General features: G+C 67.8%; 14 protein-coding genes and 1 pseudogene. 12 read left to right on the top strand and 3 right to left on the bottom strand.

Annotation, left to right across the window (positions count from 1 at the left end; all coding sequences use genetic code 11):
• The first annotated feature begins 145 nt into the window (after positions 1-145).
• Both PUR53_RS11290 and PUR53_RS11285 read left to right on the top strand, forming a co-directional pair.
• Positions 146-1027, top strand: coding sequence for a hypothetical protein (locus tag PUR53_RS11290; RefSeq protein ID WP_329900574.1), 882 nt, complete (start codon positions 146-148; stop codon positions 1025-1027).
• A 198-nt stretch (positions 1028-1225) separates the two neighbouring features.
• A complete protein-coding gene (locus PUR53_RS11285) occupies positions 1226-2140 on the top strand; it encodes a phosphotransferase enzyme family protein (RefSeq protein WP_329900573.1) in 915 nt (304 codons plus the stop codon).
• 3 nt (positions 2141-2143) lie between these two features.
• Here PUR53_RS11285 and PUR53_RS11280 read toward each other — a convergent pair whose 3' ends face one another.
• Positions 2144-3520: a sporulation protein gene (locus PUR53_RS11280; protein WP_329900572.1), complete on the bottom strand. Its 1377-nt coding sequence runs from the start codon at positions 3518-3520 to the stop codon at positions 2144-2146.
• A gap of 206 nt (positions 3521-3726) precedes the next feature.
• On the opposite strand from PUR53_RS11280, the gene PUR53_RS11275 reads away from it, so the two are divergent.
• Together PUR53_RS11275 and PUR53_RS11270 are read left to right on the top strand one after the other, a co-directional pair.
• Positions 3727-4284 (top strand): ATP-binding protein, encoded by a 558-nt coding sequence (locus tag PUR53_RS11275; RefSeq protein ID WP_329900571.1) that lies wholly within the window; start codon positions 3727-3729, stop codon positions 4282-4284.
• 328 nt (positions 4285-4612) lie between these two features.
• Positions 4613-4912, top strand: a complete 300-nt coding sequence (locus tag PUR53_RS11270; RefSeq protein WP_329900570.1) for a hypothetical protein — start codon at positions 4613-4615, stop codon at positions 4910-4912.
• Between the two features lie 409 nt (positions 4913-5321).
• Here the strand turns inward: PUR53_RS11270 and PUR53_RS11265 are convergent, their stop codons facing one another.
• A complete protein-coding gene (locus tag PUR53_RS11265) occupies positions 5322-6101 on the bottom strand; it encodes a GntR family transcriptional regulator (RefSeq protein WP_329900569.1) in 780 nt (259 codons plus the stop codon).
• A gap of 168 nt (positions 6102-6269) precedes the next feature.
• Between PUR53_RS11265 and PUR53_RS11260 the strand changes: the two genes are divergently transcribed.
• From PUR53_RS11260 to PUR53_RS11240, 5 genes are all read left to right on the top strand, one after another.
• Complete coding sequence (locus PUR53_RS11260) at positions 6270-6641, top strand: SCO3933 family regulatory protein (RefSeq protein ID WP_329900568.1); 372 nt, start codon at positions 6270-6272, stop codon at positions 6639-6641.
• Positions 6641-7948, top strand: coding sequence for an FtsK/SpoIIIE domain-containing protein (locus tag PUR53_RS11255; protein WP_329900588.1), 1308 nt, complete (start codon positions 6641-6643; stop codon positions 7946-7948). Before PUR53_RS11260 ends, PUR53_RS11255 begins: the two co-directional genes overlap by 1 nt.
• Positions 7945-8142 (top strand): hypothetical protein, encoded by a 198-nt coding sequence (locus PUR53_RS11250; protein ID WP_329908192.1) that lies wholly within the window; start codon positions 7945-7947, stop codon positions 8140-8142. The genes PUR53_RS11255 and PUR53_RS11250 overlap by 4 nt, the downstream gene beginning before the upstream one ends.
• A gap of 308 nt (positions 8143-8450) precedes the next feature.
• On the top strand, positions 8451-9803 hold the full coding sequence (locus tag PUR53_RS11245) for a replication initiator (protein ID WP_329900587.1): 1353 nt from the start codon (positions 8451-8453) through the stop codon (positions 9801-9803).
• A 457-nt stretch (positions 9804-10260) separates the two neighbouring features.
• Positions 10261-10476 (top strand): hypothetical protein, encoded by a 216-nt coding sequence (locus PUR53_RS11240; protein ID WP_329900566.1) that lies wholly within the window; start codon positions 10261-10263, stop codon positions 10474-10476.
• Between the two features lie 29 nt (positions 10477-10505).
• Here the strand turns inward: PUR53_RS11240 and PUR53_RS11235 are convergent, their stop codons facing one another.
• Entirely contained in the window at positions 10506-11954 is a 1449-nt protein-coding gene (locus PUR53_RS11235; RefSeq protein ID WP_329900565.1) for a recombinase family protein, read from the bottom strand.
• A 26-nt stretch (positions 11955-11980) separates the two neighbouring features.
• On the opposite strand from PUR53_RS11235, the pseudogene PUR53_RS11230 reads away from it, so the two are divergent.
• From PUR53_RS11230 to PUR53_RS11220, 3 genes and pseudogenes are all read left to right on the top strand, one after another.
• A pseudogene (locus PUR53_RS11230) lies at positions 11981-12103 on the top strand (EamA family transporter); the annotation flags it as partial.
• A gap of 100 nt (positions 12104-12203) precedes the next feature.
• Positions 12204-12479 carry a DUF1876 domain-containing protein gene (locus PUR53_RS11225; RefSeq protein ID WP_329900564.1) on the top strand — a complete coding sequence of 92 codons (276 nt, stop codon included), beginning with the start codon at positions 12204-12206 and terminating at the stop codon, positions 12477-12479.
• A gap of 119 nt (positions 12480-12598) precedes the next feature.
• Positions 12599-13609: a helix-turn-helix domain-containing protein gene (locus PUR53_RS11220; RefSeq protein ID WP_329900563.1), complete on the top strand. Its 1011-nt coding sequence runs from the start codon at positions 12599-12601 to the stop codon at positions 13607-13609.
• The last annotated feature ends 215 nt before the right edge of the window (positions 13610-13824 follow it).

Below are 13824 nucleotides of genomic sequence, written 5' to 3'. Positions count from 1 at the left end.
TCCACAAAACGATGCTGGATGCTACTCGACCACCGGTAATGGTGCTGGCTTTCTTGCTCATGGCCGACGGTAACCACAGGGAGCCAGGGCCCGGTTCACTGGAGAGGACTCTCTGCGTACCGGTGATTCACGTTAGTCTGCCTCCATGGCCCTGCAAACGATCACGTTGAGCGTCCTGATTGCTTCTCCGAGCGACACCGCGCCCGAGAGGAACGCAGTGGAAGATGTCATCCGTAGCTGGAACAGTGACCACACACTGCGGCGAAAAATTCACTTGCTACCTCTGCGATGGGAGCTGGGATCCGTTCCGATGATGGGCCCCAGAGATGCCCAGCAAGAGATTAATCATCAGTTCGCTGACGCAGCGGATATCGTCATTGCTGTATTCAACAGCCGACTTGGAAAGGCGACCAGACGTGCTGTCTCCGGTACGGCCGAGGAAATCCTTCGGGCTCACGACCGAGGAGCAGCAGTACATGTGTTCTTCTCCGAAGGCGACTTGTCACGTGACCACGATCCGGAACAACTCGCAGCACTGAACGAGTTCCGTAGCGAACTCCAGGAGAGCAACCTCACAGGTAGTTACCTCTCGACAGACGATCTAGTCACTAAAATCCGGAGGTGCCTGGAGCGTGATGCCTACGATCTTGGAGATCTGAGCAGCGACGATGCTAGTACTCCCGAATCGGTCTCCGGCGCTATTTTGCGATCTACCTATCTCTACGATCGAGAGTCCTCAACGGATAGCCGAGGACGCGTAAAACAAAAGTCCGTGAATCACCGCCTACGTGTAGAGAATCTTGGAAACCGGGCGGCAGAGGAAGTCACCCTGGATATTCGTAGTGACGATGAGGGAATGGCGCCAATTTTCTTCGGTGAAACGACCGCCAAGCGCATCGTTCCACGCTCTTATGTTGATTTTCCAGTAGGCATTCACGACGGAGTCGCCTGGCAGGGGACCGTGATCCACAAGTGGATCGAGGAAGGCGAGCCGCACTCGGAGGAACAAACAATTTCGTGGACCTGAAAAAACCCGTCGGCGACCCACCTGAGCGTGACGTCCCACACCGACGAATGCGCTGTCGGTAGGAAGGCTCGGCACAGACATCTCGTCTTGTTCACCTGCGGGTGGGTACCGTCAACGTCGTGTCTGGCGTGCGCGGGGTTGGTCACCCTGTAGGCGTGCGCCGGTTGATCGCGCGCGACTAGGGGAGCTGGTACGGGCATGGCGGTTGACGCTGCTCGATCGGAAGAGGGGTTCACGTCGGCGGCTGCAGGGCGGGTGATGGTGGCCGCGTGCCGGGCGGTGGGGCTCGACGACAGAGGCGCGGAGTTGATCCGGCTCGGGGAGAACGCGTTGTTCCGGCTGGCTTCGGCGCCGGTGATCGTGCGCGTGGCCCGTGCGGCGGAGTGGCTGACCACAGCGCGCAAAGAGGTGGCTGTCTCGCGGTGGCTGGCAGAAGAGGGGTTTCCCGCTGCTCGTGTCGTCGAAGATCTTGATCAGGCGATCTTGATCGACGGTCACCCGGTGACGTTCTGGCACCTGATCGTTGAAGGGGACCGGAAGGCGTCGTACGGGGAGTTGGGGGCTGTGCTGCGGGATCTGCACGCCTTGACCGTGCCGGACGGTCTTGAGCTGCCCTCGTTCGATCCCTTCGACAAGCAACAGCTACGGCTCGACCGGGCGGTCATCCCCGAGGACGACAAGGCGTTTCTACGGAAGCGGTGGCACGAACTTCGTGACAGGTACGCCGAGTTGCGGTTCGAGACGCCCAAGGGCCCGGTCCACGGTGACGCGCACGTGCAGAACCTCATGGTTGATGATCAGGGACAGGTGGTCCTGATCGACTTCGAAGCCTTCTGCTTCGATCACCCGGAGTGGGATCTCATGGTCACCGCCACTGAGCACCACAGTCTTGGATGGCAGACCGATCAGCAATACGCCGACTTCGTGGCAGCGTACGGGCGGGACCTGTACGACTGGCCGGGGTACGAGACGCTGCGCGGGCTGCAAGAGTTCGGCATGACGACGTGGCTCATGCAGAACATTCATGAGGATGCGGAGACGGCGGCCGAGTATCGCCGGCGCATCGCTGGTCTGCGGAATGATGATGCGCCGCGCGACTGGAAGCCCTGGTAGCGGCTACTCGTCATCCTCGTCGAGTCGGTTGAGGACGTCGTGGACCTTCTCGTTGAAGGCGGTCACGGTGGGGTTCGTCGCGTGCACGCTGACTTCGTTCTGGAAGTCGGTCACGTAGCGCTGGAAGCGGGTTGACTGGAGGGAATCGCCGCCGTCGACTGCGAGGCTCGCGGTGGTCACGGCGGCTTCCAGCTCTCCGTTGAGTAGCTGGCTCTGGGCGAGCACCATGCGGCAGAAGCCCAGGGTGCGGGCGTATTTCGGGTCGGTGCTGTCCACGGCGCGTTGGGCCTGCTCGACAGCTTCGCGGCGCATCTTGAGGTCTCGGAAGCAGTGGCAGAGTTCGCCCATGAGTTCTGCTTCGTCGAAGTAGTCGAGCCATGCGGGGTCTTCGGCGGTGTCGGCGCGTCCGAAGTGGTGCTCTGCCTCCTTCATCGCGCGGGCTGCTGCGATGCCGTCGCCCGCGTTGGACAGGGCGCGGGCTTCCATGGCCGAGTAGTTGGCAAGGGCTCTTGGGGTGGCTCGGCCTTTGGCGCCCTCGACGGCGGCGCGGGCGAGTTGGATGGCCTGGGCGTGGTTGCCGAGGTAGTTCGCCTGGTGGCTGAGGTTGCCGAGGATGCGGGCGCCGAACATGCGGTCGTCGATGACCTGGGACAGGCGCAGGGTTGAGGTCAGGTAGCGGTGGGCGAGCCGTTGGTTTCCGACGTCGTAGGCGGTCCATGCGAGCAACTGGGAGATCTCGGCGGCGGCGCCGAATAACGCGGTGCCCACCTTCTCGCTGTAGCTCGTGTCCAGCAGGGGCAACACGTCTTCGCGGAAGTAGTGGCGCAGTGCCTTGTGGCCGTGGCCTCCGCCGTACTTGAAGTCGAGTTGCATGAACAGGCCCGCTGCTTCCTTGATCGCGCGTACGTCGCGCATGCCCACTCTGCGGTGAGCGGGTCTGTCGGCCTGGATGCCGTCGGGGCGCGTGATCATCCATGACAGGACGACGGAGCTGATGTCGGCGTCTGCGACCGCGAGTTGGTCCGAAGCAGGGGCGTCGGCGTGCTCTCGGGTGAGTCCGTCGAGCATGGACAGGGCGTCGGGAATGGTGTTCGGGTAGCCGACCGGTTGAGGCGTGGCGGGCTGTGAGAGATCGACGAAGCCGAGATCGGTGGGCGTGATGCGGCGGCCCAGCTTGGCGCCCAGGACGTCCGCCATGACCGCTGCCGCTTGAGGCCGGATGCCAGTTCCGTTCCGCCATCGCTGCACGGAGATGTGGGTCGTGCCGAGATCAAGGCCTCGCTGTGCGGCGGTCTCCTGCATGCGCTTGGCAAGGCCCTTGTTCGAGACCTTGGCCTCTTCCATGATCGCGATCAGTTTCGCGTTCGGCTCTCGGCTCATGCTCCCCTGCCCACCCGAGCATTACGGCGAGTGTCCATCGTGTCACAGCGGTCTCGTCTAGGGGGTTCATTACTGAACCCCCTTTCCGTTTGCCGGTGTTCACGTGAACCCCCTGGTGAACGCTCCCGACTGCGGGCGCCGCGTCGTTCACTGGTCGGCACATACAACCGGGCCAGAGAGCCCGTCGGTGCTCGGGAGGGAACGCGGTGGAAACACAGCAGAGCAAACACCCGGTGAATGCCTCGGTGGAGCCTCCTCCGCGCCGCCGCTCGGCGCACGACCCGTCGACCGGACACTTCCGGGCGCTGACGCTCTTCGCCGAGTCGCCGGACTGCGTCAAGGCCGCGCGGGACCTGGTTCGTTCGTATCTCCAGACCTGGCATCTGCCGCACGCGGTGGACGACGCGGTGCTCATCGTGTCGGAGCTGGTGGGCAACGTCGTGCATCACGCGGTGCCGGACAACCGCCTTGCGTTGCCGGGTGCGGCGCGGCGCATCGACGTGTCGCTGATGACGTATCCGGAGTTGCTGGTCGTCGGCGTCGGGGACGAGGACTCGACGCCTCCTGAGCTGGCGGCGGGTGAGTTCATCTCGCCGGAGCTGGCGGGCGACTTCTCGGAAGCGCTGTTGCCGGATCGAGGTCGTGGGCTGCTGATCGTTCAGCGGCTGGCCGATGCGGTGTGGTGGTCGCCGGGGAGCAAGGGCGGCAAGCAGGTGTGGGCTCGTCTGGATCTTGACCGGCTCTGGCTGGAGCGGTGGGGCTAACGAGCCCCGGGTCACTGTGCCGCTCGGCTCCCTCGCGATCGGGAGCGGAGAGTGACCCGGAAACAGGCCGGGCCTGACCCGCCCGGCCGAAGGGGCGCGGTTCCTTGCAACACCTCGGGGGCTCCCCTCCCGTGAAGGGGCCGCGCCTCACAACCACACACCGAGACCGGGCCACCCCGTCAGCCGTGGAAAGCGAAGGGTGGCCCGGCAGGGGACGCGACGGTCCCCGGTGCCTGATGGTACCGGGGCCGTCGCGTTGCGTCGCTACTGGCCCTGAAATCACGGAAGTTGACGATCCGTTAAATCGGAATGGGCTGAGGTGGACGCCGTGGCTGGCGCGGGTGAGGACTGGCTGAGCAATGGACTCGACGGCATCGCGGGCATGGATTCCGGTCTGTGGGTCCCCGGTGTCGACTACGTGGCGGGGTGGCGGGTCGCGCGGGAGGCTGCCGACCGGCTGAACCGGGCGTTGCTCGGTGCCGGGTTCGAGCTGTCCGACGTGCGGGCGGTCGCCTCGACGAACGAGGACGGGCGCGGGGTCGTGCGCCTGGCGGGTCGGCCTGACACCGTGGACCGGCTTGCCGGGCTTCTGGAGGTGCTCGGCGGTGGCGACGGCGGTGCGCGGTGAGGGATGTTTCCGCTGGTGAGTGGTGCACGTGGGCACGTCGTCGGCCGGTGAGACTTTGGGCGGGAGCTGCCATGGGGCGAGTGGACAGGGGGCCTTACGCTCGCCCGGCGAATCGGGCAGGTACTGGACCTGCCCGTGGTTGTGCCCGATGGGCCCCCTGTTCTTCGAGGCTCGCCCCATGGTGGCTGCCTAAAGTCTCACCGGCCGGCGACCCCCGGCCCCATGGGCTCCGGCCCTCGGCGGTCGGTCGTCGCCTCGATGCCTCGGGCGTGCTGCGGTGGGGGCGCCTGGCGTCCGGCCGGGACCGGCGGTCACGCCGCATGCCCGGCCGGGGCGGCCGGGCGTCCCGGCGCGCCGCAGGCGCGCCCTTGAGGAAGTGAAGGCTGTTTCGACCGATGCGGGTTGCCGGTCAGGTTCGGGTGCGTCGGGCGGGCTGTTTGTCGGCGGTGATCCGGTAGGCGAGTTCGGCGCGGTCGGCTCCGGCGCGGAGTTCTTCGAGGAACAGCGGGCGGTCGTCGGTGTCGTGGGTGACGCGGGAGATGTGCAGGATCGGGGTCGCGTCGGGGAGCTGGAGCGTGGTGCGCTCGTCGGGCAGGGGCATGCGGGCGCGTACGGTCTCCGACCACATGAGCTTGTGGCCGGCCTCGGTGAGCAGCCGGTAGAACGCTGCCGGGCGCTTGCACGGCTCCTCCCCCAGTGCCGGGACGGCGTCGGCCACAGCGAACGGGATCAACGTGCGGTGCATCGCGCGCGTGCCCGTGCTCGGGTCGAACAGCAGCCGGTCGCACCCGAACAGGGCTTCTTCCTCGTCGAGTCGGAGGAGTCGGCCGGTGGTCTTCGTGGTGCGGGTGCGGTAGCTGGTGGGCTCTTCGCTCTCCTGCCACACGTCACCGCCGGGCATGACGAACTTTCCGTCGGCGGTGCGGCTGATGCGGCGCTCGATCGTCAGCGACGGCTGACCGCCGGAGCGCACGAAACTGCCCTTGCCGTGGCGCACATCGATCAGCCCCTCCGCGCGCAGTGCGGCGATCGCGTTGCGGACGGTGGGGCGGGAGACGGCGTAGCGGGTCATGAGCTGGGCTTCGGACGGCAACAGGGAGTCGGGTTCGAACTCGCCCGACAGGATCGCTTCGCGGATGGCAGCGGCCACCTGCTGGTAGAGGGCTCCGGGGCGCTGGATCTCCGACATCTGGGCATCTCCGACGGGTCGGTGTCATAAGCACGTCGCATGAGCGGCGTCACTCGTCAGCATAAGTAGTTGCGCACTCGCCGTACAGCACTCCACACTCATCACTCGTTAGGACAAGTGACGTCAGTATCAGACTGGCGTCGTGAACGGCCAGGGAGGCCACAGATCATGCAGTCCATTCCCGTGGACACGGCACGGCTCGGCGTACTGCGGTGCGCCATCGCGCCGGAAGTGAAGTTCAGCAACACCGAGACACAGGAGGTGAAGAAGGACCGGGACGGCAACCCCGTCTACACCGTCGCCGTCACCGTGCGGCAGGACCGGCGGCGGATCTCCGTCATCGAGATCGCCGTCAGCGGCGAACCCACCGGGATCGAGGAAGGACAGATCGTCAAGGTCACCGGACTGACCGCCTTCGCCTGGTCGATGGGCGACCGCCACGGCGTCAGCTTCCGCGCGGACGCCATCACCCCCATCCCCACCACCCCGACCACTCCCACGACCGGGACGGCGGCGCAGCGCAAGGGCGGTGAGGCGTGATGGAGCCCTACGTCATCGCCCTCGCCCTGGCCGTGCTCGCCTGGCTGCTCGTCGTCGGCGACCTGGTGCGCCGCCACCGCCCCCTGTGGCACTGGTACCTCGCCGGCTACCCGGCCACCGCATGGCGGGTTGCCTCGACCTGGCGGCGGGTGACCATGCTCAATGACCTCGCCGTCTCCCGGCTCCCGGCGCGTACCCTCGTCGGTCACCTGCTGGTCAAGGGCGATCCGGTACGTCCGGTGGCACCGCGCCGCTCCTTCCCGCGCGCCACCCCCATGGGGCTGTCGGTGCTGGTGCGGCTGCATGCGGGGCAGACCCCGGCGGCGTATCTGAAGGCGGCGGACGCTTTCGTGCACGCGTGGAAGGTGCACGCGGTACGGGTCACCTCCCCCGAACGCGGCCTCGTCCAGTTGACCGCGATGGCCCACGACCCGCTTCAGCACCCCGGCCGGGCCACCGCCCCGGCTCCGGCCGAACCGCTCTGCGCCCTCATCGGCGCACTGGAGACCGGCGGAGCGTGGCTGATGAACCTGCGCACGGTGCCGCACTGGCTCATCGTCGGCGCCACCCGCTCCGGCAAGTCCACCCTCCTCGCCCGGCTCATCACCCAACTCGCCTCACAACGCGTCGCGCTGGTCGGCGTCGACTGCAAGGGCGGCATGGAACTGGGCCTGTTCGCCGACCGGTTGAGCGCGCTGGCGACCTCCCGCAGGGAAGCGGTCGCCGTGCTCTCCGCCCTGGCCGTCGACATGCAGGACCGCATGAGCACCTGCCGGGCGGCCGGGGTCCGCTCCATCTGGGAACTCCCGGACAAGCTTCGCCCCGTCCCGGTCGTCGTCCTGGTCGACGAGATCGCGGAACTGTACCTGTCCGACGGCACCCGCGAAAGCAAGGCAGAGGCAGAGCAGTGCTCCACGCTCCTGCTGCGCCTGGCCCAGCTCGGCGCCGCCCTCGGCATCCATCTCGTCGTGGCCGGCCAACGCGTCGGCTCCGACCTCGGCCCCGGCGTCACCGCCCTGCGCGCCCAGCTCGGCGGCCGCATCTGCCACCGCGTCAACGACCCCGGCACCGCCGAAATGGCCCTCGGCGACCTCAACAAGGACGCCACCGCCGTCGCTCAGTCGATCACGGCGGAGGAACGCGGCGTGGCCGTCTGCACCGGCCCCGACGGCGGATGGAACCGCGCCCGCTCCCACCTCACCACCACCGAAGAAGCCATGGCCACCGCCCGGAAACACGCCGCCCTGACCCCGGAACTGCCCACCCTCGACCACGCCTTAGCCGCCCTGGAAGGAGACGACAAGTGATCAGCATCGGTACGGCGTTCACGTTCGCGGTGATCTTCGGAATCATCACCATCCTCCTCGTCCGCTCCCGCGACGTCCGCGCCTGGGAAGCGGTCTGCGTCGGCCTCTTCGGCCTCTACCTCGGCCAGACCCCCGTCATCCACACCGTGCACGGGCTCGTGACCTGGCTCATCACCGGCTTCTCCCATACCTGAGCAGAGCAGAGAGGACACCCCCAGCTATGCCCATGCCTCGCGTGAGGTGCCCGTACTGCAAGGGCGACGGCGCCCGTAGGACCTGGACCGGCCGCATCCGGCGCTGCCGCGTCTGCCGGGGCACCGGCACCATCCGCTGAACCCCCGCTCCACCCACCCGACCCACACAAGGGAGTGATCCCCATGACCCACAACACCCCACCCCACCTCACCAATGCCGCCACGGCGGCCCACCCCGAAAGGGCCCCACCATCACCCCGCACGACACCCCGGCAGACAGGCGCGCCGCCCTCGACCGCGCGGCGCGCCTGCGCCAACTCCCCGAAACCGACCGCGACACCATCCACCTCGCCCAAGACCCACAATTCGCCCGCTGGCTGGAACAGATCACCGCCACCGGCGGCTGCGCCCACCCCGTCCACCTCTCCGGCTCCACCACCACCCTGGACGCCACCACCGGCGAAATCCTCCACCACTACGACACCCGACATGAGCCCGGCGAACGCCTCCTCGTCCGCTGCCGCAACCGCCGCGCAACCGTCTGCGCCCCCTGCTCCCGCCTCCACGCCGGAGACACCTTCCACCTCGTCCGCGCGGGCCTCCTCGGCGGCAAGAACATCCCCGCGACAGTCCGCCACCGGCCCCGGTTGTTCGTCACACTGACCGCTCCGTCCTTCGGCGCCGTGCACCGAGCCGTGGACGACCTCTGCCGACCCCGCCGCGACGGCGGGACCTGCGGGCACGGGCGCCCCCTCGGCTGCGCCACCGTCCACACCCCGGACGCACCGCTCGTCGGCCAACCCCTCTGCCCCGACTGCTACGACTACACCGGCCACGTCATCTGGCACGCCCACGCCTCCAAGCTGTGGGACCGCTTCGTCATCGACGTCCGGCGGCGCCTCGCCACCTCGGCCGGCCTCGTACAGTCCCGCTTCGCCGAACACGCCCGACTGTCCTTCGCCCGCGTCGCCGAGTACCAGAAACGGGCGGCCGTCCACATCCACGCCGTCGTCCGCCTCGACGGCCCGAACGGTCCCGGTGACGAACCCCCGGCCTGGGGCACTGCCGAACTCCTCACCGACGCCGTACGTGCCTCCGCCCGACGCGTGCGAGTCCATACGCCCTACACACCCGCCATTGGCGAAATGACCCTCCGCTGGGGCTCCCAGGTCGACACTCGGCCCCTGAGCGTCAGCGGCGACAGCCCCGATGACGATGCCGTGGCCGCGTACGTCGCCAAGTACGTGACCAAGGGAGCAAGCGAAACCGGCGCGGGACTCGACCACCCGCTCACCACCCGCGACGCCATCGACTCAGCTCCCGTCAGCGCACACGTCCGCGCCCTGATGCGTACCTGCTGGCGCCTCGGCGGCCTCCCCGAGTACGCACCCCTCCGTCTCCGAGCCTGGACACACACTCTCGGATACCGCGGCCACATCCTCACCAAATCCCGTGCCTACTCGACCACTTACGCAGCACTCCGCGCCGAACGCGCCCACCACCTCGGCCACACCACGCTCCGCGACACGGTCGCCGAACGGAACTGGCGTTACGTCGGCTCTGGCCACACCCCCGGCGCCGCCCTCATCGCCGCCGGGATCGCCGAAGACCTCGCCACGAACCGCGAGATCGCGCGCGAAGAGCGCGAGGCGCCCCGGTGACGAGACGCCACAACGAGCAGTGGAATCGGGCTGTCGAACGCCAAGCGGCCAAGTTCCCCACACGCTTGGGGCCGAAGAGTGCTGCACGCCTCGCTCGGCTGCTCGGACCTGCACGCAAGGAATCCTGAAGAGCGTCCCGAAGTGCCGTGTCAGCCGATCGGGTGTACCAAAGTTGTAGGCACGTCAAGGGAGCATGACCATGCAACGCAGGCTCATTGCAGCGACTTTTGTAGCGGCCTTAGTGACGGTAAGCGGTGGAACGCTCGCGGGCTGTAGCTCCGACCAGGACGGTGATTCAAGTCCTGCCCCAACTGGTACGACAACGACCGAGAACCAGCAGGCCGATCAAGGGGAATCACCCCAAGGTGGCCGTGAGGAATCCGAAGGCAGTGAACGCAAAGACCTGATCAGCTTCAAGGTCGATGACCGTTCCCAAGCGGGTGTCACGTTCATCTGGGTGACGTGGACGATCAAGAACAACAGCTCGGAGAAGTCCGACTACTCCTGGGAGTGGGAGGCGATCGACCCAAGTGGCAAGCGCGTAGCCAACTCCACCGAGCTCGTCACCAATGTCCAGCCTGGCCAGACGACAACGGGCGAGTCGCCAACAGTGCTGAAGGACGCCGACGTGAAGCTGAACATCACGGACTTCAACCGTACGAAGGCGTACTGATCGCGCTCCCCGTGCGTCGCGCAGATCCACTAGTCCAACGGGTTCGGCTCGATGTCCACCCGGTCCGTGTCGAACCCCCTGCCCCTCCGCGTCGGCGGCCGAACGATCACGGCGGCGAACAGGAACCGATAGATCGCGTTCATGCGCGCATAGTCCTCCGCCTCCTCCAGCCGCTTCCAGTTGGCCTCTGCGTCCGGTCCGGCGATTCCCTCCAGGACGGCGATGGGGCGCTTGACGGTCTTGCGCTGACGCTCCTTCATCCTCTTGAGGATGGGCGCGCGCATGGACTGGAAGTCGGCGGTCGTGAAGTCGTCGTCGTTGAGCCACAGTTCTTTCAGCTCCGACAGCTTCGCGCGGTCCTTCTCGTCCGCCACTACGTCAGCCTCGGGGCGGGTGGTGGCGGCGGGCTCGTAGCCGGAGGTGTCCAGCTTGGTCAGCACCTCGATCGCCACGTCCCGCACGAACTCTTCGAGGGGGCCGGCCGAGACGGAGCGGTTGCACTTCTGCGTGCCGGTCTCGTCGGCGCGGGTACACCGATAGTAGGCGTACCGTCCGCCGTTCGTCCCGGCCATCCGCGCGCCGCACGCGCACGTGGCGACTCCTCGGAGCAGATACCGGCGAGTCGGCCGCTTCTGAGTGTCCCGCTGCTGCTCCGCGCGGTACTCCCTGACCCGCTGTACCTCATCCCACTGGCCTCGGTCGATGATCGCGGGCCACGTGCCCACGCCCACCTCTTCACCCTGGTGGATACGCACGCCCGCAACGAAGTTGGACGACAGCAGATGACGGACATTCTCCGGCTGCCACGTCTTGCCCTTGGAGGTCGTCACTCCCCGCGCGGTCAGGTCCTGGGCGATGAGCTGCGGTGACTCGCCGTCCAGGTACCGCCGGAAGACCTCGCGGACGATCTCCGCCTCCTCCTCTATGATCGTCTGCCCGTTGCCGGTGTAGCCGTACGGACGATTCCCCACGTGCGGCCGGCCTTCGCGGGCCTTGTCCTTCAGGGCGTCCTTCAGGCGTCGCGACGTGTCGTCCGAAGAGCGGCACGCATGGGCCACCTCGATGCGCAGGATGAACCGGTCGTCGGGGTCCGAGAGATCGCGCCGGTTGGCCTCGCCGTGCAGAAGGACGCGCTTGTCGTCGGCAATGGAGAGAAGCTCTTCAAGATCCTTCGGCTGCCGCATCAGGCGGTCCGGGTGGTAGACGATGACGTGCCTGATCGCCCCCTCCCCCATCGCCTCCAACATCGCTTGCCACCCCGGCCTCTTCCGGTTCCGCTGCCACGCCGACCGGTTGTTGTCCACGTAGACGTGCGCTGGCTCGACACGGAGTTGCAGCCGCTCGGCGATCTCCCGGCAGATGCGTTCCTGCCGGTCCACCCCCGTCTGATCCTCGTCCCTGGTGTGGGAGATACGGCAGTAGATCGCTGCGGGCTCGCCCGGCGTGACGGCGGCCTTGGGTAACTTGGATCGGCTCATGACAAACACTGTATGAGCCGGATATGACATCGATCATCGTGGGCGCGGCGATCGGGGCGGTGTTCTTCAAGGAGCGGTTCGGTGCGCCCCGGCTCGTGGCGGCGGGGCTGCTGGTGGTGGGGATCGGGCTGATGCTGCGGGCCGGGTAGGCGCCGAGTAGGCCGAGGAGGCGGGACGGACAGCGCGCAGGCCGTGCATCCCCCGGCGGGGAGGAGCACTCTGGAAAGAGCGGTTCCGGAGGTGATCGTGATGATGAAGACCGCAGTCGGATGGCACATCGAGCTGGAGTTCCAGGAGGACGATCAGCGCACACGGGCGGCGGCCCTCGTACGGCTCCCCGACGGGAAGGAGGTACGGGCCAACGGCTACGCCAGCCGTCACCAGACCGACGCCAACCAGCCCCGGGTCGGCGAGGAGATAGCCGGGGCCAGGGCCCTGAACGAGCTCGCCATGAAGCTCCTCACCAAGGCCCACGACGAGATAGACCAGGCATCGGGCAGGACGTCCCACCCGATAGCGCTCTGAGCAGGCGACGACGCCCCACAGGCGTCGGCGGCCATGCGCCCCGCACCCCGGCCGACCCCCCACGGCCGGGGCCCCGGGTGCCCAACTGGCCTGGTTCCGTCCTGTGGTTGACTGACTCCGTGTTGCACGAGTCGGTCTTCCGGTCCGTGGACCTCCCGGTGGACGCCCGGTTCGAGGCCTGGGCGGAGCTGCTGCGGCGGACACACGCACCCATGGACCTGGTCCCCATCCCCCTGTCGACGGCCGACCGCGGCCACCACCCCGCCGCCGACTACCACGCGCACCAACGTCTGATCGCCCTCGGCGACGTGACTATCTGGCCCGCCACCTTCGACCCGATCGTCTTCCGCCGCACGCCGAGGATGGTGCGGCAGTCCGACCCGGAGACGTTCCATCTCTCCCTCCTCCTCCAGGGCGAGGGCGCCGCCAGCTGGGGCAGGCAGCAAACCGCGTACGAGGCGCAGGACTTCCACGTCAACTGCACCTCGATGGCGTACGACATCCTCACCGGCGCCGAACCGGTCACCACTGTCGGTGTCGAGATACCCCGCTCCCTCGTCGCCCTGCCCGCGCACAAGGCTGACCGGGTGGTCGGCAGCCGTCTGTCGGGGCGGGAGGGCGTCGGCGCGCTGCTCGCGCAGTTCCTGATGCGGCTGGCGGAGGACACGACCCCGTACGGGCCGGCCGACGCGCCCCGCCTCGGCACGGTCGTCGCCGATCTGGTCACCGCGCTCTTCGGCCACGTCGCCGACACGGAGCCGCGGCTGACGCCGGAGGCCCACCGGCGGACGCTGCTCCTGAACGTCAAGGTGTTCATACGGCGGCATCTGGCCGACCCCGACCTCACCCCGGCGGCCATCGCCTCCGCCCACCACATCTCACGCAGCTATCTGCACCGGCTCTTCCAGGCGGAGGGCCTGACCGTCGCGACGTACGTCCGCGACCAGCGGCTGCGGAACGCGTACCGCGATCTCACCGCCCCCGACCCCGGGCTGCGGGCCACACCGATCCACGTGATCGGGGCGCGGTGGGGGTTTCCGCGCGCGGCCGAGTTCAGCCGGGTGTTCCGTACGGCGTACGGGGTGCCGCCGAGTGAGCTGCGCAGCCGGGTGGCCGCGGAGGGGCCGTGAACAGTGGACTCGTTGCCAAGTGACCGTGGACCGTCCGCCAACGACATGCGGGGGAATCCGGCGCATCCTGGTGATCGCCGCCGCGGAGGGCGGCCGTCCGGATCACCGGGATCGGGCCAGGACACCACGGGGGAGCCCTGGGCCGCTCCGGCCGCTCACCGCGACGGCCGCGCTCCGCGGCGCCGCCGCGCCCGCCTGCCTGACACGTTCAGGCC

This window comes from Streptomyces sp. SP18BB07 (assembly GCF_036322545.1).
GTDB classification, from domain to species: Bacteria; Actinomycetota; Actinomycetes; order Streptomycetales; family Streptomycetaceae; genus Streptomyces; species Streptomyces deccanensis.
Note: the sequence above shows the minus strand (reverse complement) of the source record. Positions and strands in the feature narration are given on the sequence as shown.